A 19176-nucleotide genomic window follows, 5' to 3' on the forward strand; every position below is an offset into this window, starting at 1 on the left:
AGGCAGAACGAAGGAATTAAGGACAAAGATCCTGTGAGACATGGGAGGGTATGCCACATGAGCTTAAGTGGAATCCATAGGCCAAAATATGGAAAGAACAATAGAAGCTTATTTGGGTTACCTATCACATGTCAAATTCATGAATAAATAGCATTGATATACATGAGGGCTTCTTTGAAGATCGTGAGAATCTGAGAATGAGTGAGATATTAAAAGAAAATCAAAAATTATAGAGGGAGGTGGGGAAAAGGATTATGAAATATTCCCCTTAAATATGAGGGAGGGAGATCTTTTATGAAACATCAAACAAGATTAACAGCAGTACTGCTTATAACGGCGTTTTTAATAGGTATAGTGATTACAGGGTTTACTTCAATACCGAAAGCAAGCGCAAAAGAATCGGTTAGTCTGAGCAATACAACAAATTTTGATGACCCTATTGCAGTAATTAAAGGGATGATTCAAGCAATTAACGATCAGGATCCTTATGAGTATATGAACTATTTTACCAATTCTAATCGCACAGCCATGACACAATTTCTTTCAAGTAATAAATCAGAATCATTCTTTAAAGAGAAGGAAGCCAAGTTGATTCAAATTAAAGAGCTTCCAAAAGAAGTAGGTGTAGTAGCTGCAGGTATTTCATCTGGAGAAAACTTAAATTTGGACGATACACGTATTTTTTATGCTGAAATTAACTTCACGGTGGATAAAGAAGATAAATGGCTATATAATGGTACAAACCATCGTGTTATTGTTGTCACAAAAGAAGATGGAAGCTGGAAAATAGTAAGGCTATCAGTCCCATCTATAGAATACTTAAAAGATACTGGCAATGGATTTAATTCAGATGACGAAAATATTGCTGCTAAAATCGAAAGTACTCTTGATAAAAAAGGACAAATAATGAACATGAAAGGTGCGGTTATTGATAATATTGCTGCAAGTGAAAAATAGTCTTTTTTACTACTACTTTCTCCGGCTCCTTATGACTAAAGCAAGTCCCAATAAGATTATCATGATTGAGATTATCAAGTTTGGATTTAGCCATACGATGGAAAATTGGTTGTACAAAATTGACGTATAGCTTAATATTACAGCAGCGGTAATTACCATGACTAAGCCTATAAGCACAAAATCTCTGCTTACGATGTAAAGTTGAAAAAGGCCTATTGCTACAGATAGAATGTAAAGAGGCCATGTGTATTCAGAGTAAATCCAGTTTGTAAAGATGTCAAAGTAAAAAATGATGCCCATTGATGTAAGTATTCCGCCTGGAACTAAGATTTCAGGATTTTTTCTTTGCTTTAAGTAGCTTACTTCCATCATGATTCCTGATATCAATATGAAAAGAGGCCATATATTAGACATATCCAATGTTATTCCGTATCTTGATAGTAAGCCCAGGTTGTCATTTAGATAGATAAGCCCTAACAATATAAGTACGATTCCGATTATTTTCTTTCCCATGGTTAAACCTCCCTAAAAGTTTTGGCTTTCATTTATATTTTACTATAAATGGATGAAAATTTAACTATATTTTTGCGAAAAAATACTTGAAAAAATTTCAGAAGGTGATATAATAATAAAAACGACGAATAAATATAAAAAATAAATACTATTTATACATATTTCACATTATTTTTTTAATGTTTAATGCATAAATATAAATCAAAATTAATATATATAAAATATTGAAGGTGGGATCTCAATGGTGAGGGTCGGCATATTAGGAGCTACAGGCTATACAGGCGTAGAGCTCATTAGAATCTTATCAAATCACGAAGATGTCCAGATAAAATACTTATCATCTCAAAATTTCAATGGTAAAAAATTTGAAGATGTGTATCCTTCTTTAAAAGGATTTTGTAAAGTAGAGCTTCAGGAACTAAACATTGACGACATTGTTGAAAATTGTGATGTGGTATTTACAGCACTTCCATCTGGATATGCAATGAATATAGCTGAAAAATTATGCAATTGTGGTGTAAAACTTATTGACCTTGGTGCGGATTTTAGATTTGATGATTTTAAGACGTACAAAAAATGGTATGAGACAGATAAAGATGATTATGGCAGTGTAAGTAGAGTATATGGGCTTCCAGAGATACACAGGCAGGAGATTAAAAATGCGATGGTTGTGGGAAATCCTGGGTGCTATCCTACATCTGTCATTCTTGGCTTGGCACCTGCTTTAAAAGGTGAAATAATAGAAAATCATATAATAATTGATTCGAAATCTGGAGTTTCTGGAGCTGGTCACAGCCCTAAACTAGGCAATATGTATGCAGAGTGCAATGAAAGCATAAAACCTTACAATGTAGCAAAACACAGACACATACCTGAAATTGAACAAGAGCTTTCGAATTTGAATTGTGAGGATACAAAAGTCATTTTTACTCCTCATTTGACGCCAATGACAAGAGGAATATTAAGCACCATGTACTGCAAATTGAAGAAAGATATTTCAATAGAAAGTCTACATGAGATATACAGTGAGTTTTATAAAGATGAATATTTTGTGAAAGTTCTAGATATTGGCGAATACCCATCTACAAAAAGCGTATACGGATCAAATTTCTGCCACATAGGACTTGAGATCGACAAGCGAACCGGTACATTGATAGTCATGTCTTCTATTGATAATTTGGTAAAAGGTGCATCTGGGCAGGCTGTTCAAAACATGAATATAATGTTTGGCATCGATGAAGATAAAGGCTTAAAGATGGTTCCAGTTTTCCCGTAAAAGATATATTTTGCATGTAACTGAGGAGGATTTGATAATGGAGGATTTTGAGGTAATTGAAGGAAATGTCACATCTCCCAAAGGTTTTTTAGCCTCAGGTGTATTTGCTGGCATAAAAAAGTCTAAAAAAGATTTTGCTATAATATACTCTGAGAAAAAGGCCAATGCTGCTGCAGCATTCACTACTAATAAGGTGAAAGCGGCGCCAGTAATTCTAGACAGGGAGAAAATAGCAAATGGCGAAGCACAGGCCATAGTCGCAAATAGTGGCAATGCCAATGCCTGTACAGGACAAAGAGGATATGAAGATGCCTGTTCTATGGCTGATATGGCGGCCAAGCACCTAAATATAGACAGCGGTAACGTTCTTGTCTGCTCTACAGGAGTTATCGGTGTGACGCTTCCTATGGAAAAGATAGCTAAAGGTATAGAGTTGGCAGTCCAAAGCTTATCGAAAGACGGTGGGAAAGAAGCTGCAGAAGCTATCCTAACTACAGACACATTTGCGAAAGAAGTGGCCGTAAAGTTCAATATAAAAGGTATTGAAGTTAAGATAGGTGGAATTGCAAAAGGGTCTGGCATGATTTCTCCCAATATGGCCACTATGCTGTCTTTTATAACGACAGATGCTGATATATCAAAAAGTGCTTTAGATAAAGCTTTAAAGAATACAGTAAAGAGGTCTTACAATATGATATCTGTAGATGGAGATATGAGCACAAATGATACTGTTATAATGCTGGCAAATGGTGTGGCATGTAATCCTACAATAGAGGAAGGGACAAAGGAGTACGAGGTTTTTTATAACGCACTTTTATATGTAAACAAGTATCTGGCAAAACAAATAGCGAAAGATGGTGAAGGTGCTACTAAGTTCATGGAAGTCAATGTAGTTAATGCACCTACAGAAGATGATGCAATTCTAGCTGCTAAGTCTGTTGTTAACTCAAATTTGGTTAAGACAGCTATATTTGGTGAAGATGCCAACTGGGGAAGGATCATTGCGGCTGTAGGATATTCAGGAGCCGATTTTTCACAAGATAGCGTTGATATATATTTAAAAAGCAACAAAGGGCTCATAAAGGTTTGTGAAAATGGTGGTTATGTTCCTTTCAGTGAAGACAAAGCGAAAGAGATTTTAAGCGAAAAAGAAATCTCGATTATCATAGATTTAAATGCCGGAAAATATGAAGCTTTAGCGTGGGGCTGTGATTTAAGCTATGATTATGTGAAAATAAACGGGAGCTACAGGACATGATTAAAAGGCAAAAATATGGCGATGAAATCGCAAAAGCTGAGATATTGATTGAGGCCCTGCCTTATATTAAAAAGTTTTCCGGTGCTACTGTTGTGATAAAGTATGGCGGCAATGCCATGATAGATTGTAAGATAAAAAAAATGGTCATGCAAGATGTGGTGCTGTTAAAATTTGTTGGCTTAAATCCTGTTATTGTCCATGGCGGCGGTCCTGACATAAACAAGATGCTTGAAAGCCTCAATATAGAGTCAAAATTTATAAATGGACTGCGGGTTACGGATGAGAAGACGATGGAAGTAGTTGAGATGGTCCTTACAGGTAAGATAAATAAAGAGATAGTTTCCATGTTAAACGAAATAGGTGGTAAAGCGATAGGAATAAGCGGAAAGGATGGCAAACTTCTTGTAGCTGAAAAAGATACAACAAATGGAGATATAGGCTATGTAGGAAAGATTGAAGAAGTCAATATAGATGTGATAAAGATGATGCTTGATAAAGGATATATACCTGTTATTGCTCCATGTGCTGTGGGAAAAGACGGAAAAACTTACAATGTAAATGCTGATACAGCAGCAGGAAAAATAGCAGAAGCTTTGAAAGCAGAAAAATTTATATTGCTGACAGATGTGGAAGGTATCTTGTCAGATGTAAATGATAAAAACAGCGTAATTTCAAGAATTGATTTGAATGCGGCATCAGAACTTATGACGACGGGAAAGATTACGGGTGGCATGATACCTAAACTGAAGTGCTGTATACAAGCAATAGAAAATGGAGTTAAGAGAGCGCACATAATCGATGGAAGATTGACGCATTCGCTTCTCTTAGAAATATTTACTGACGAAGGGATTGGCACCATGATTGGAAAGGAGTGTTTTGACGATGACAATCTCTGATGATAAAAAATATGTGATGAATACTTATGGACGTTATCCTATTACATTGGCAAAAGGCAGTGGCACAAAAGTTTGGGATACAGACGGGAACATGTACCTTGATTTTGTGGCAGGCATTGCTGTAAACGCATTTGGTCACTGCTATCAACCAATAGTAGATGCCATCAAAAGTCAAGCAGAAACATTGATACACTGTTCTAATCTTTATTGGAATGAAAATCAGATTGAGTTAGCTAAGATGATTGCAGAAAATTCATTTGGCGATAAGGTGTTTTTTGCCAACAGTGGTGCAGAAGCCAATGAAGGAGCAATAAAGCTTGCAAGAAAATACGCATCAATTAAGTATGGTGACAAAAGGTATAAAATCATCAGTGCGAAAAATTCGTTTCATGGAAGGACGTTTGGTGCTCTTACGGCAACAGGCCAGATGAAATACCATAAAGGTTTTGGACCACTGCTGGAGGGGTTTAAGTACGTAAAATACAATGACATTGACGATATTTACAACGCTTTAGATGATGATGTATGTGCAATCATGATAGAAATCATACAAGGAGAAGGAGGCATACATGAGGGAAGCCTTGAGTATTTAAAAAAGATTAGAGAAATATGTGATGAAAATGACATTCTCTTGATTGTCGATGAAGTTCAGACTGGCATTGGACGTACAGGAAAACTTTTTGCATATCAGCACATTGGAATAGAACCGGACATTATGACATTGGCAAAGGCACTAGGCGGTGGTGTGCCAATAGGAGCTGTTGTGGCAAAGGAAAATGTGGCAGTATTTAAACCAGGTGATCATGCATCAACATTTGGAGGCAACCCGCTTGCATGTGCTGCCGGAATTGCGGTTATGAAAGAGGTTATAAAAGAAGGATTTCTTGATGATGTAGTAAAAAAAGGAGAATATTTTAAGGAAAAGCTTAATGCATTAAAAGATAGATACAAAGTCATAAAAGATGTAAGAGGAAAAGGCTTGATGATTGGATGTGAAGTGGATTTGGATGATGCAGGCGAGATAGTGCTAAATGCCATGAAAAAAGGGCTTCTCATCAACTGTGTAAACCACAATGTTTTAAGGTTTGTGCCTCCACTTATCGTTACTAAAGACGAACTTGATACTGCTACGATAATTCTTGATGATGTATTACATGAAATGGGGTTTTAAGATGAAAGGGTACTTGAAGCTTGAAGATGGTAGCGTTTTTGAAGGCAATATTATAAGCAAAAATTTTCAGGGTTTTGGTGAAGTGGTTTTTAATACAGGCATGACTGGATATCAGGAAATTATCACTGATCCATCTTATGCTGGGCAGATTGTCGTCATGACATATCCGCTTATTGGAAATTACGGGATTAATAAGTACGATTTTCAATCGGAAAAGCCGCATATTAGAGGATATGTCGTAAGGGAGTACTGCGATATCCCCAGCAATTTTCTCTCAGACTCTTCATTGCTTGATTACCTTGATAGCAATGAGATACCAGTTTTGGCTGGTGTTGATACGAGAGAATTGACTAAAAAATTGAGATCAAATGGTACCATGAGAGGCATCATAACTGATGATGCCAATGCAACAGTGCCTGATATCAAAGTGGATTTACTTAAAGAAGTGTCGACAAAAAAGACGTATCACATACAAGGCGAAGGACCAAAATTGGCATTTATAGATCTTGGCACTAAAAAGAATATTTTAAACATGTTAAAAAATGTAGGATTTGACATATACGTATTTCCTTATGATGTATGCGTAGAAGATGTAATGTCGATTGAGCCAGAAGCCATATTCTTTTCAAATGGGCCTGGAGATCCAAAAGATGCAATTAACGCCATAAAGCTTGCAAAGTTTTTTATAGGTAAGATACCAGTTTTAGGTATTTGCTTAGGACATCAGATTATTGCACTTGCTATGGGGTGCAACACGATAAAGATGAAATTTGGTCACAGAGGTTCAAACCAGCCTGTGAAAGACTTGATGATAGGGAAGTCATTTGTCACATCGCAAAACCACGGATATGCAGTAGAAGAAAGCTCCGTAAACAGAAACGAAATAATAGTCACACATATAAATTTAAATGACAATACAATCGAAGGAATAAGGCATAAATATTTGCCGGTATTCTCTGTCCAATATCATCCGGAAGCATGTCCTGGTCCACATGATTCAATGTACATTTTTGATAAGTTCATGGATATAACTTGTGTTTATAGAAGGAGGTCTTATCTTGCCGAAATATGAAGGAGTGAATAAAGTGCTTGTTATAGGCTCAGGGCCTATCGTAATAGGTCAAGCTGCAGAGTTTGACTATTCCGGAACGCAAGCATGCAAATCACTAAAAGAAGAAGGATTAAAAGTTATCTTAGTGAATAACAATCCTGCTACCATAATGACAGATACAGAAATCGCCGATGTGGTGTATATAGAAAATCCGGAAGTCGATGTACTGGAAGCCATCATAGAGAAAGAAAGGCCAGACGGGATTTTAGGGACAATCGGTGGTCAGACAGGGCTTAATGTAGTTGTAAAATTGAAGGAAAGTGGAATAATCGACAAGTACAATCTAAAAGTTTTAGGAACTTCCATCGAATCAATAAAAACTGCAGAAGACAGGGAATTGTTTAAGAAGAAGATGGAAGAGATAGGAGAACCTATAGCAGAAAGCACGACGGTTAATAACGTCGATGATGCGGTTAAATTTGCTGAAAAATGCGGATATCCACTGATAGTCAGACCTGCCTTTACATTAGGTGGAACTGGTGGTGGCATAGCAAACAATGTAGATGAACTGAAAGTTATAGTTGATTTAGGTTTAAAGAAAAGTATGGCACATGAAGTATTGATAGAAAAATCCCTTTACGGTTATAAAGAGATAGAATACGAAGTGATGAGGGACAGCAACGACAATTGCATAACGATATGCAATATGGAAAACTTTGATCCTGTTGGTGTCCACACAGGTGACAGCATTGTCGTGGCACCGTCACAGACATTGACAGATTACGAGTACCAGATGCTGAGGACTGCCAGTTTGAAAATCATAAAGGCATTGAAAATTGAAGGTGGCTGTAATGTTCAGTTTGCACTGGACCCTAATAGCCATCAGTACTACGTGATAGAAGTGAATCCAAGGGTTAGCCGTTCAAGTGCACTGGCGTCAAAAGCTACAGGTTATCCTATAGCGAAGATAGCTGCTAAAATAGCTGTTGGATTTACACTTGATGAGATTAAAAATCCTGTTACAGGAAAGACTACAGCTTTGTTTGAGCCGTCACTTGACTACGTTGTTACAAAGATTCCAAGATGGCCTTTTGATAAATTTTATGAGACAGACAGGAAAATTGGCACTCAGATGAAGGCCACAGGCGAGACGATGGCTATAGACAGATGCTTTGAGGCATCATTGCTAAAAGCCGTAAGGTCTTTGGAGATAAAAGCCTATGGTCTTACAAATGAAAGCATAAAAAAATTAAGCGATGAAGAAATTATAGATAACATTAAAAAGCCAAATGACATGAGGCTATTTTATATAGCTGAAGCGCTGCGACGCGGTGTCACTGTAAATTATATAAATGAAATATCAAAGATAGATAAGTGGTTTATAAATAAGCTCTTGAACTTAGTAAAGATGGAAAAAGAGATATCTATGAACGACTTGACCCACGATCTATTGAAAAGAGCTAAGAGAATTGGGTTTTCAGATAGGGAAATTGCCAATATCAAAGGAATAGATGAGAAAGATGTAAGGGAATTAAGGAAAAGCTACGGAATAGTCCCGGCATATAAGATGGTGGACACATGCGCAGCAGAATTTGAATCAGTCACACAGTATATATATTCAACTTATGGCGAATATGATGAAGTTCCAATACACCATGATATTAAGAAAGTCATAGTTTTAGGCTCAGGTCCTATAAGAATCGGACAGGGTGTTGAATTTGATTATTGTTCTGTTAAAGCTCTCTGGGCACTAAGAAGTAAAGGAGTCAAATCGATTATAATAAATAATAATCCCGAAACAGTAAGCACGGATTTTGATACTGGTGATAGGTTGTACTTTGAACCATTGACACTGGAGGATGTATTAAATATCGTTGAAAAAGAGAAGCCTCTTGGCGTCATGGTGATGTTTGGAGGGCAAACAGCTATAAATCTTGCGCAGGGATTATCTGATAACGGCGTAAATATATTAGGTACATCTTTTGAAAGCATCGATGATAGTGAAGACAGAGAAAAGTTTTCTAAACTCCTTGAAAAATTAAATATAAATCAGCCAAAAGGTGGCTATGCGCTATCAGTTGATGATGCAAAAGATGTGGCATCGACGCTGGGATTTCCACTTCTTGTAAGGCCATCATACGTTATTGGCGGCCAATCAATGGAAAGAGTAAATACGCTTCAGGAAATAATAGATTATGTTTCAAATGCCATGAAAGTATCTCCAGGAAAGCCTGTCTTAATTGACAAATACATTGAGGGAAGAGAAGTAGAGGTAGACGCGATTTCCGACGGTACTGATATATTGATTCCAGGAATAATGGAGCATATAGAAAGAGCGGGAGTTCATTCAGGTGATAGTTTCTCAATGTATCCTGCAAGAAACTTATCTGATCATGAAATATCTACAATTGTAGAATACACCAAGAAAATATCATGCGCTTTAAATGTAAAAGGGCTTATCAATATCCAATTTGTTGTTAAAGATGGTGTTGTTTACGTTCTAGAAGTAAATCCAAGGGCCTCCAGGACTGTTCCTGTTATAAGCAAGGCAACAGGAGTTCCTATGATAGATATAGCTGTAAAAATCGCTTTAGGAGATACATTAAAAAGCTTAGGCTACGAAGATGTTTTATGGCCTAAGACGACACACACAATCGTAAAAGCACCTGTATTTTCAACAGAGAAACTTACTAATGTTGAAGTTATGCTGGGACCAGAGATGAAGTCGACAGGGGAAATAATGGGCATAGACTTAAGCTATGAAGGTGCTCTTTACAAGGCGATGGCAGGAGCGAATTTAAATATACCGGCCAGCGGCCGAATACTAATATCTATATCGCACAAAAATGTGGCCGAATCAATGACTATGGTAAAGAAGTATTACGATGCCGGCTATGAGATATTTGGCACATCAGGTACTGCAAGGCATTTCAATTCTATGGGCATTAATGTGAAACATGTCAATATAAAGGATGCTATAAGACTATTAAAAGAAGGATATTTTTCACTTGTAATTAATATACCGACTCATGGCAAAAAGGTAGACAACGATGGATTCATCTTAAGGCGCACAGCCTGCGAATACAGGGTTCCACTGTTTACATCACTTGATACGGCAAAGGCAGCACTTCAAGCGGTACAGAAAGTGAAGCTAAACGGTCTTAATTATCTTTCGCTTAATGAATATCACGAGTTACAGTCTAAAAATTTAAAAAAATCAGTCTTATAAAATACTAATTATTTATGAAGGGGAGATTATATTATGTTAAAAGGAGAAAAAGTAGTACTGGCGTATTCAGGCGGTCTTGATACGTCTGTCATTATACCGTGGCTTAAAGAAAACTACGAATGCGAGATAATAGCGGCTTGCATAGATGTTGGTCAGGGAAGTGAGCTTAATAGCGTAAAAGAGAAAGCACTATTAAGCGGTGCCAGCAAGATATATGTCGAAGATGTAAAAGATGAGTTTGTCAAAGATTACATTTTTCCAACACTAAAGGCTGGTGCTGTATATGAAGGCAAATACCTATTAGGCACATCATTTGCAAGGCCTCTTATTGCCAAAAAACTTGTAGAGATAGCACATAAAGAAGGTGCAAAGGCTATTGCTCATGGTGCTACAGGAAAAGGCAACGATCAAGTGAGATTTGAAGTGTCAATAAAAGCATTAGATCCATCAATAGAGATAATAGCTCCGTGGAGAATATGGGACTTTAAATCCAGGGAACAGGAAATAGACTATGCGAAAAAGAAAGGCATTCCTGTGCCTGTTACAAAAGAAAAGATATACAGCGTTGACAACAATTTATGGCACATAAGCCACGAAGGCGGAGATTTGGAAGATCCATGGAATGAGCCTAAAAGCAGCCTATATGACATTATAGTACCACCAGAAAAAGCACCAGATGAGCCGGAGTACGTTGTCTTAGAGTTTGAGAAGGGCCTACCTGTAAAAGTAAATGGAAAATCTTACAGCAGTCCAGCAAAGATGATAGAAGAGCTTAATTTGATTGCCGGAAGAAATGGAATAGGGATAGCTGATATTGTAGAAAATAGACTTGTAGGTATGAAATCCCGTGGTGTTTACGAAACACCTGCAGGAACAGTTCTTTACGCAGCCCACAAAGAATTGGAGTATTTGGTGCTGGATAAGGAAACCATGAGGTTTAAAGATATAGTAGCTCAGAAATATGCTGATCTTGTTTACAATGGATTGTGGTTTTCGACGCTTAGAGAGTCCTTAGATGCGTTTGTAGATGCGACACAGCAAAATGTTACTGGAACTGTTAGATTGAAACTTTATAAAGGCAGTATAATAAATGCGGGTTCAAAGTCACCTTATTCACTGTACAACGAGGAATTTGTAACATTTGGTGAAGATGAAGTATACAATCAGAAAGATGCAGAAGGATTTATAAACTTGTTTGGTTTGCCGCTTAAGATAAAAGCGCTTATGGAGATGAATAGAAAGGAAGGTTTCAATGAAGCTGTGGGGAGGTAGGTTTAAAGGTAGCGTTGACAAACTTATGGAGGAGTTTAATTCCTCCATTTCTTTTGATATAAGGCTTTTTAGATACGATGTTGAAGGATCAATCGCACATGCTAAGGGTTTAAACAAAGCCGGTGTCTTAAGCGATGATGAAACAAATCTCATTGTAGACGGCTTAAATGAAATACTAAAAGAAACTGATACAAATCATATACCAGATGATGAGGATGTACACACATACGTTGAAAGGCTTTTGACGGAGAAAATTGGAGATGCCGGGCGGAAGCTTCATACAGGGAGAAGCCGCAATGATCAGGTGGCTACCGATGTAAGGTTATACCTAAAAGATGTTATAAAAGATATCGGAAGTGATATAAAACTTCTTATAGAGACGCTTCAAAGTATAGCAGATGAACACAAAAATACAATCATGCCCGGATACACCCATTTGCAAAGAGCACAGCCTGTCACGTTTGGGCACCACATGATGGCATATGTGGAGATGTTTAAAAGGGATTTATCAAGGCTTAATGATATGGTAAAAAGGGTAAATATAATGCCATTAGGTTCAGGTGCATTAGCGGGCACATCATACAATATAGACAGAATATACGTAGCAAAACTTCTTGGCTTTGATGACATAACACAAAACAGCCTCGACGCAGTTAGCGATAGGGATTTTGTGATAGAATTTTTAAGCTTCTCTTCAATCGTAATGATGCACCTAAGCCGCTTCTGTGAGGAAATCATACTGTGGTCCAGCAAAGAATTTGATTTTATAGAGCTTGATGATAGGTACTCAACGGGAAGCAGCATGATGCCTCAAAAGAAAAACCCTGACGCTGCAGAACTGATTCGAGGAAAGACAGGAAGAGTGTATGGAAATTTAATAACATTGTTTACAGTTATGAAGGGACTTCCTCTTGCTTATAACAAAGATATGCAGGAAGATAAGGAAGCACTTTTTGACACTGTAGATACATTAAAAATCTGCATTGAAGTATTTACAGGCATGATAAAGACAATGCACGTTAAAAAAAGCAACATGGAAACAGCGGCTAAATACGGCTATATGAATGCTACAGATTTTGCTGACTATCTCGTATCAAAGGGGATTCCATTTAGAAAAGCACATGAGATAACCGGTAAAGTTGTGCTGTATGCAATAGATAAAAATTGCGCAATTGAAGACCTATCAATTAAAGATTTAAAATCGTTTTGCGATTCTATAGATGTAGATGTCTATAAGGCCATTGATTTGAAAAACAGTATAAAAAATAAGAAGACTATAGGATCTCCAAAACTGTTTGAGGAAGAATAGTACAATTAGGCAATAAGAAAAGAGATAGGAAATATCCTATCTCTTTTCAATCATTCAATAAAAGCTTGACTACATCGATAATGTCATTGTCTACAACTCGATAGCAGATTTCTAGTCCGCTTCGCCTGCCTTCAATTATACCGGCAGATTTCAATTTTGAAATGTGTTGTGATACTGTTGACTGAGGTAGATTTAGACATTCCTGTATCGTTGTAACATTGCACTCTCCATCTATAAGGCCTTTTACAATGCACAGTCTGTAAGGATGTGCGATTGCTTTTAATTTGTCTGCTATTTTTTCGTATTTCTTAAAATTTTTCTCAACATCTATCTTATGGTTTTCCAGTGAAGATCCCTCCATCATTGATTATATGAAAAGTGTCGTGTCTGATTGCTCTGCTGCACCTATAAATGATGCCACACCGCCTAACTCAACACCATCTATAAGCTCTTCTTTAGTTATACCCATTATATCAGATGACATGTTGCATGCAACAATTCTTACTCCATTTTTAAGTGCCTGTTGTATTAAATCTTCCAGTGAAGATACATTCTTCTTATTCATTATATACCTTATCATTTTAGGTCCTAATCCCAGCATATTCATTTTAGATAGTTTTAACTTTTTGGAACCTCTTGGCATCATCATGCCAAACATTTTGCTAAAGAAGTCCTTCTTAATCGAGACTTTTTCTGGCTTCCTCAGTATATTAAGACCCCAGAATGTGAAGAACAGCGTTACTTTTCTCCCCATTGCAGCGGCACCATTTGCTATTATAAATGCAGCGATGGCTTTATCAAGATCTCCGCTGAATACAATGATTGCTTTGTCGTTTTTTTCCGAATTCTGACTTACTTCAACCTTCTTATCATTGGTATTCTTTCTTATCTTAGCAACAATTGTCCTTCCCTCATGATATAAGTCCAGAAGCGTATTTCCTGTTCTCTGACACCAAGTTTTTATGTCATTTTCAAAACCCGGGTCTGAAGCTTTGATTTTTAATATATCTCCGTCTTTTAGATTTTTTATTGCGTTAAATGTCTGCATTATGGGACCTGGACATTGAAGACCACATGCGTCAATTTCCAATGTGGCATTGCTATCATCTAGTTTTTTTTTATCAGATGATATGCACATACCGCACTCTGTCTGTTCATCGTCGTATCTTATAGTAATATCACTGGAATCTGACGTTGCAGTTTCATATATCTTGTACCCGCCGCTTAAGTTTTTAACAGATTTAAAACCATTTTGCATAAGTATCCTGCATGCTATATATCCTCTTAAACCTACCTGACAATAAACATATATATCTTTATCTTTAGGTATTTTATCGAGGTTTTCCCTAAGCTCATCTACAGGTATGTTTATAGAGCCTTTGATGTTTCCAAGCTGGTACTCCATATCAGTTCTTACATCAAGTATAACGGATTTTGACATATCTATCTTTTCAATTTCGTCCCAGTGGAATACGCTTATATCACCTCTTAATATATTGGAAGCTGCAAAGCCTGCCATATTTACAGGGTCTTTTGCTGACGAATACGGAGGCGCGTAGGATAATTCAAGCTCTTCCAGATCATATACCGTCATATTTGCTCGAATTGCTGTAGCGATCACATCTATTCTCTTATCAACACCGTCAAATCCAACTATTTGAGCGCCTAAGATTTTTCCATCATCTTTTTTAAATATTAGCTTTATAGTCATTGGCAGTGCATCAGGATAGTAGCTGGCGTGTGAATTTGGGTGTATTATGACTTTTTCGTAATCTATCCCAGCTCTTTTTAAGATTGTTTCATTGTTTCCAGTTGCTGCGACAGTCAAGTCGAAAATTTTTGCGACAGAAGTACCTTGTGTGCCATCATATTTGCTTTTTCTTCCACAAATATTGTCTGCTGCTATACGGCCTTGTTTGTTTGCAGGTCCGGCTAATGGTATCAAAGTATTGCTTCCGTTTATATAGTCTTTTACCTCTATAGCATCACCTACGGCGTATATATCAGGATTCGATGTCTGCATGTATTCATTGACTTTTATACCGCCTCTTTCGCCTATTTCAAGGCCTGCATCTTTTGCAAGCCTGATATCCGGTCTTACACCGATGCCTAAGACAACCATATCAGTATCTATTGTTTTTCCACTGTTTAATACTACAGTTGTTGAATTGTCTTTGTGCTGGAATTCTTTGACACCGTCTTTCAATATTAGGTTTATGCCTTTGTCCCTCAGGTGTTGGTGGACAATAGAAGCCATTTCATAATCAAGAGGTGCCATAACGTGGTCAGCAAGTTCGACGACCGTTACATCAAGACCTACCTCTTTAAGATTTTCTGCAACTTCTAGCCCAATAAAACCGCCGCCAACTACGACAGCCTTTTTAGGATTGTTGTAATCAACGTAGTCTTTTATTCTAAAGGTGTCTGGAATATTTCTCAGTGTAAAGATGTTTTTGCTATCTATACCAGGCATTGGAGGTTTTATTGGTTCTGCACCTGGTGATAAAATCAACTTATCATAGCTTTCTGTGTAAGTTCTGTCATTTTTTATATCATGAACGACTACAATTTTTTCATCAGGATTTATCTTTGTGACTTCTGATGATGTCCTTATATCGATGTTGAATCGCTTTGACATACCTTCAGGTGTTTGAACGACTAATTTTTCACGTTCTTTTATGACTTCACCTATATAATACGGCAAACCGCAGTTAGCATAAGATATATATTCTCCCTTTTCAAAGAGTATAATTTCAGCGTCTTCATTAAGTCTTCTCAACCTTGCTGCAGCAGAAGCGCCGCCAGCAACGCCTCCAACAATTACAACTTTCATAAATCTTCCTCCTATTAAAAGTATTATTATATCTTAATATTACAATATATTAATTTAATTGTCAATAATTTAACCAAAAATATTTTTTAAATAAAGAATTGTGATAAAGGTTTGTCAATTAAATGCATAAAAAAGCGAGATAGACTTGCGCAATCTCGCTTTTACTTTTTTCTTAAGAAAGTTATAACAGCAGGTATTAAAGATATTACAATTATAGCAATTGTTACAAAGCCAAAATGTGTTTTTACAACCTCAAGATTTCCAAAGTAGTATCCGCCAAATGAGAACAATGCGGCCCAAATTATGCCGCCTAATGCATTGTACGTCAAGAAGTGAAGGTAGTTCATTTCACCTATACCTGCAACGAATGGCACAAATGTCCTTATTATAGGTATGAATCTACCAAGAACTATTGTCATATTTCCATACTTCTCGTAAAAATTTCTAGCCTCCAAAAGATGCTCTTTTTTTATTAGTTTTAAGTTTTCTGCCTCATATATCTTTTCTCCGATAAATTTTCCGATATGATAATTTACAGTGTCACCTAAAATTGCAGCCGCTGACACAATTATAAACAATGTAAATACATTTAAAGAGCCTATTGCTGCAAATGCACCTGCAGCAAATATAAGAGAATCACCAGGCAAAAATGGCATTACAACAAGCCCTGTTTCAAAGAAAATTATTAAAAATATAATCAAATATGTTGCCATGCCATACGTCTGTATGATGGTACCTAAATATTTGTCAAGATGAAGTACAATATCGATTCCGACTTTTATTAACGACATCAAAATCCCCATTCCTTTTTGCTAATTTTGTGTACTTTATAATTATAGCATATTAATAGTTTTAAATATTACAAAATTGTAAAATCTAATCTATTTTTAATCTATTTCTTTGAACTTATGTATTCGGTCAGTCTTTCTTTTACGTCTTTATTTGATTTTAAAAATTCGATAAAATTTGTGAAACATTGAAGCGTGTTTTCACTTATCGTATGCTCTATTTTTTCTGTCTCTTCTAAAAGATGATTTTCTTCTATTCCCAATGTCTTTAGAAATTCTAATATGGTATTGTGCCTTTTTATAAGATTTTTTCCTATTGCTTTACCTGTGCTACTTAAAGTTATGACTCCATACTTTTCATAGTTTATGAGATTTAGTTCAGCCATTTTTTGGACCATTTTTGTAGCTGAAGGAGGCTGCACGTTTAATGCATCTGCTAATTCATGCAGCCTTACAAATCCTGTTTTTATAGATAACCTATATATCATTTCAAGATAATCTTCCATTGATGCTGTTAAAGAATTGTTTTCTTTTTTCATATATTCGCTGAATGTATAGAAATCTTCATTCAAAATTTCCACCTTCTTTTTTGAGATTGTAACGTAATAATTCTTGTTTACATATTATATGTTAGAAATTTAAATTTTAGGATTGGCTAATATTTTTTTACATGTGAAAGATTAGAAAGGATGTGGTTTAATGAAGGGTGCAGATAGCGTGAGTTTAACAGATTTTGTTGAAGACAATGAAAAAGTAATCAGCAATATACTTATAAAAAAAATAAAGAATGTCATGAAGTATTTGGGGCCTGCATTTATAGTAAGCGTTGCTTATATAGATCCCGGAAATTTTGCAACGAATATAACTGGTGGTGCTGCATTCAATTACAGCCTTATATGGGTTATATTGTGGAGCAATATAATGGCGATTTTCTTGCAGTATTTGTCTGCAAAGCTGGGAATTGCAACAGGGAAAAATTTATCAGAGATGTGTGGATTGGTGTTTTCTAAAAAAATAAATATCCTATTATGGATTATTTCAGAGCTTGCTGCCATTGCTACTACAATGGCAGAGTTTTTGGGAGGTGCCCTTGGAATATATCTTCTTTTTAAGATACCTTTAACTATCGCAGGGATTATTACAGGTGTTGTGACATTTTGCATAACATATTTGCAGAAATTTGGACAGAGAATTATAGAAATTCTTATTGAGGTGTTAATAGGTATTGTATGTGCAGCATACGCATTTGAAATGTTTTTGGCAAAGCCGGATTGGTTGGAGGTAGGCCTCCATACACTGGTTCCATCAATTGCAAATGGTGATGCACTGCTTATTGCTGTAGGAATGCTTGGTGCTACTGTAATGCCTCACGTAATATTTCTCCACTCTCAATTAGTGCAAAATAGAAATTACAAACTGAATTTAAATCAGAAGAAACATCACCTGCGGATGGAAAAAATAGATATAGTTATTGCCATGAACATTGCTTTTATAGTCAATGCAGCAATGGTGATAGTTTCTGCCGCTGTGTTTTTTAAAGAAGGTATTATCGTAAATTCTATTGAGGATGCTCATAGATCATTAGAACCTCTTTTAGGGTCTTTTTCCAGCATGGCTTTTGCAGTAGCTCTTTTATCATCGGGGTTTTCGTCATCTGCTGTTGGCACTATGGCAGGGGAGACAGTCATGGATGGCTTTATTAATATAAAGTTTTCAATTTATTTAAAGAGGCTTGTTACAATAATACCTTCAGTGGCTTTGATTTTCATGGGTGTAAACCCAATGAAAGCTTTAATCATGAGCCAAGTCATATTAAGTTTTGCGCTTCCTTTTGCCATTATTCCAATGCTTTTAATAACATCTAGAAAAGAGTATATGGGGGATTTTGTAAACAAATTAACAACTACAGTAGTAGGATGGGCTATATCATTGTTTATTATTTCATTAAATGCAGTTCTTTTGTATACTACATTTAAAACTATTATGTAAAATGAGGAAGAAGGTTAAAAAGATGTCCTAAATTTAATCTAGGACATCTTTTTAAACAGTTGTCAATAAAAAGGGGAGGGGCTAAATTTTTAAACTTCTGAAGTCCACAAACCGTGTAAGTTACAATGCTCCCATGCTTGAATCTTTGCAGCATTTGTCTTGAATGTTGCTTCTGGCTTGTCGCCTGGTTTTAACATCTTTCTCATGTATATTCCATCAGCTAAGATTGAAATCCATTCTATGTAGTGTTTCTCTTCCATTGGATGTTCTACACTGCCGACTTTTACTGTGACTGTGTCTCCATTTCTCAAAATTACAGGAACGTGTTTTTCTTTGCTGGCATCTACTGTATTTACTATTTGTTTTTCCATTGGCTTTCCGCAACATACTAATGTTCCATCTCCAGCGTTTAGCACTTCAACTGTGTTTCCACATTCTTTGCATTTATAAACGCCAAATAAGTTTGTCATAAAAATGACCTCCTTCGATTAATTATAAAGATAATATATTTCTATTGATAAATATTATCTTTATGTAAATATTATACACCTGCTACAAATTAAAATCAAGTAGTATCATAATAATATATTATGATAAAAATATGTTAATATATTTATGAAAGCCTTGGTGATTT

At 36.2% G+C, this 19176-nt stretch carries 16 protein-coding genes; 10 read left to right on the top strand and 6 right to left on the bottom strand.

The window, feature by feature from the left end:
- The first annotated feature begins 294 nt into the window (after positions 1 to 294).
- The gene (locus tag J2Z80_RS13365; RefSeq protein WP_209454832.1) at positions 295 to 957 is read left to right on the top strand and encodes a DUF4829 domain-containing protein; all 663 of its coding nucleotides are present in this window, start codon (positions 295 to 297) and stop codon (positions 955 to 957) included.
- A 12-nt stretch (positions 958 to 969) separates the two neighbouring features.
- On the opposite strand, the gene J2Z80_RS13370 is transcribed toward J2Z80_RS13365, so the two are convergent.
- On the bottom strand, positions 970 to 1470 hold the full coding sequence (locus J2Z80_RS13370; RefSeq protein ID WP_209454833.1) for a LiaF transmembrane domain-containing protein: 501 nt from the start codon (positions 1468 to 1470) through the stop codon (positions 970 to 972).
- A gap of 241 nt (positions 1471 to 1711) precedes the next feature.
- Here J2Z80_RS13370 and argC point away from each other — a divergent pair, with 241 nt between their 5' ends.
- The 8 genes from argC to argH are packed head-to-tail and all read left to right on the top strand — an operon-like array spanning position 1712 to position 12932.
- Complete coding sequence (gene argC / locus J2Z80_RS13375) at positions 1712 to 2746, top strand: N-acetyl-gamma-glutamyl-phosphate reductase (protein WP_209454834.1); 1035 nt, start codon at positions 1712 to 1714, stop codon at positions 2744 to 2746.
- Between the two features lie 37 nt (positions 2747 to 2783).
- Positions 2784 to 4004, top strand: a complete 1221-nt coding sequence (argJ, locus tag J2Z80_RS13380; protein WP_209454835.1) for a bifunctional ornithine acetyltransferase/N-acetylglutamate synthase — start codon at positions 2784 to 2786, stop codon at positions 4002 to 4004.
- A complete protein-coding gene (argB, locus tag J2Z80_RS13385; RefSeq protein ID WP_209454836.1) occupies positions 4001 to 4900 on the top strand; it encodes an acetylglutamate kinase in 900 nt (299 codons plus the stop codon). Before argJ ends, argB begins: the two co-directional genes overlap by 4 nt.
- A complete protein-coding gene (locus tag J2Z80_RS13390) occupies positions 4887 to 6071 on the top strand; it encodes an acetylornithine transaminase (RefSeq protein ID WP_209454837.1) in 1185 nt (394 codons plus the stop codon). Before argB ends, J2Z80_RS13390 begins: the two co-directional genes overlap by 14 nt.
- A complete protein-coding gene (gene carA, locus J2Z80_RS13395; protein ID WP_209454838.1) occupies positions 6055 to 7143 on the top strand; it encodes a glutamine-hydrolyzing carbamoyl-phosphate synthase small subunit in 1089 nt (362 codons plus the stop codon). The genes J2Z80_RS13390 and carA overlap by 17 nt, the downstream gene beginning before the upstream one ends.
- Complete coding sequence (gene carB / locus J2Z80_RS13400) at positions 7130 to 10351, top strand: carbamoyl-phosphate synthase (glutamine-hydrolyzing) large subunit (protein ID WP_209454839.1); 3222 nt, start codon at positions 7130 to 7132, stop codon at positions 10349 to 10351. Before carA ends, carB begins: the two co-directional genes overlap by 14 nt.
- A 33-nt stretch (positions 10352 to 10384) precedes the next feature.
- Positions 10385 to 11623 carry an argininosuccinate synthase gene (locus tag J2Z80_RS13405; protein WP_209454840.1) on the top strand — a complete coding sequence of 413 codons (1239 nt, stop codon included), beginning with the start codon at positions 10385 to 10387 and terminating at the stop codon, positions 11621 to 11623.
- Positions 11604 to 12932, top strand: a complete 1329-nt coding sequence (gene argH, locus J2Z80_RS13410; protein WP_209454841.1) for an argininosuccinate lyase — start codon at positions 11604 to 11606, stop codon at positions 12930 to 12932. Before J2Z80_RS13405 ends, argH begins: the two co-directional genes overlap by 20 nt.
- Before the next feature lie 46 nt (positions 12933 to 12978).
- On the opposite strand, the gene J2Z80_RS13415 is transcribed toward argH, so the two are convergent.
- The 4 genes from J2Z80_RS13415 to J2Z80_RS13430 all read right to left on the bottom strand — a co-directional run bounded on the left by J2Z80_RS13415 (position 12979) and on the right by J2Z80_RS13430 (position 17125).
- Positions 12979 to 13296: an ArsR/SmtB family transcription factor gene (locus J2Z80_RS13415; RefSeq protein WP_245301341.1), complete on the bottom strand. Its 318-nt coding sequence runs from the start codon at positions 13294 to 13296 to the stop codon at positions 12979 to 12981.
- 3 nt (positions 13297 to 13299) lie between these two features.
- Positions 13300 to 15765: a CoA-disulfide reductase gene (locus J2Z80_RS13420; RefSeq protein WP_209454842.1), complete on the bottom strand. Its 2466-nt coding sequence runs from the start codon at positions 15763 to 15765 to the stop codon at positions 13300 to 13302.
- A gap of 161 nt (positions 15766 to 15926) precedes the next feature.
- On the bottom strand, positions 15927 to 16556 hold the full coding sequence (locus J2Z80_RS13425; RefSeq protein ID WP_209454843.1) for a VTT domain-containing protein: 630 nt from the start codon (positions 16554 to 16556) through the stop codon (positions 15927 to 15929).
- A 101-nt stretch (positions 16557 to 16657) separates the two neighbouring features.
- On the bottom strand, positions 16658 to 17125 hold the full coding sequence (locus tag J2Z80_RS13430) for a metal-dependent transcriptional regulator (RefSeq protein WP_209454844.1): 468 nt from the start codon (positions 17123 to 17125) through the stop codon (positions 16658 to 16660).
- A 127-nt stretch (positions 17126 to 17252) separates the two neighbouring features.
- Between J2Z80_RS13430 and J2Z80_RS13435 the strand changes: the two genes are divergently transcribed.
- Positions 17253 to 18542 (top strand): Nramp family divalent metal transporter, encoded by a 1290-nt coding sequence (locus J2Z80_RS13435; RefSeq protein ID WP_245301342.1) that lies wholly within the window; start codon positions 17253 to 17255, stop codon positions 18540 to 18542.
- An 89-nt stretch (positions 18543 to 18631) separates the two neighbouring features.
- On the opposite strand, the gene J2Z80_RS13440 is transcribed toward J2Z80_RS13435, so the two are convergent.
- The gene (locus J2Z80_RS13440) at positions 18632 to 19012 is read right to left on the bottom strand and encodes a desulfoferrodoxin (protein WP_209454845.1); all 381 of its coding nucleotides are present in this window, start codon (positions 19010 to 19012) and stop codon (positions 18632 to 18634) included.
- Between the last annotated feature and the right edge of the window lie 164 nt (positions 19013 to 19176).

The sequence above is a fragment of the Thermoanaerobacterium butyriciformans genome, from assembly GCF_017874545.1.
GTDB classification, from domain to species: domain Bacteria; phylum Bacillota; class Thermoanaerobacteria; order Thermoanaerobacterales; family Thermoanaerobacteraceae; genus Thermoanaerobacterium; species Thermoanaerobacterium butyriciformans.

Coding starts and splice junctions, on each gene's coding strand:
- J2Z80_RS13365 (WP_209454832.1), top strand. CDS start 295: ATGAAACATCAAACAAGATTAACAGCAGTACTGCTTATAACGGCGTTT.
- J2Z80_RS13435 (WP_245301342.1), top strand. CDS start 17,253: ATGAAGGGTGCAGATAGCGTGAGTTTAACAGATTTTGTTGAAGACAAT.
- J2Z80_RS13440 (WP_209454845.1), bottom strand. CDS start 19,012: ATGACAAACTTATTTGGCGTTTATAAATGCAAAGAATGTGGAAACACA.
- argH (WP_209454841.1), top strand. CDS start 11,604: ATGAAGCTGTGGGGAGGTAGGTTTAAAGGTAGCGTTGACAAACTTATG.
- argC (WP_209454834.1), top strand. CDS start 1,712: ATGGTGAGGGTCGGCATATTAGGAGCTACAGGCTATACAGGCGTAGAG.
- J2Z80_RS13425 (WP_209454843.1), bottom strand. CDS start 16,556: ATGTCGTTAATAAAAGTCGGAATCGATATTGTACTTCATCTTGACAAA.
- J2Z80_RS13370 (WP_209454833.1), bottom strand. CDS start 1,470: ATGGGAAAGAAAATAATCGGAATCGTACTTATATTGTTAGGGCTTATC.
- J2Z80_RS13420 (WP_209454842.1), bottom strand. CDS start 15,765: ATGAAAGTTGTAATTGTTGGAGGCGTTGCTGGCGGCGCTTCTGCTGCA.
- J2Z80_RS13390 (WP_209454837.1), top strand. CDS start 4,887: ATGACAATCTCTGATGATAAAAAATATGTGATGAATACTTATGGACGT.
- J2Z80_RS13415 (WP_245301341.1), bottom strand. CDS start 13,296: ATGATGGAGGGATCTTCACTGGAAAACCATAAGATAGATGTTGAGAAA.
- carA (WP_209454838.1), top strand. CDS start 6,055: ATGAAATGGGGTTTTAAGATGAAAGGGTACTTGAAGCTTGAAGATGGT.
- argJ (WP_209454835.1), top strand. CDS start 2,784: ATGGAGGATTTTGAGGTAATTGAAGGAAATGTCACATCTCCCAAAGGT.
- argB (WP_209454836.1), top strand. CDS start 4,001: ATGATTAAAAGGCAAAAATATGGCGATGAAATCGCAAAAGCTGAGATA.
- J2Z80_RS13405 (WP_209454840.1), top strand. CDS start 10,385: ATGTTAAAAGGAGAAAAAGTAGTACTGGCGTATTCAGGCGGTCTTGAT.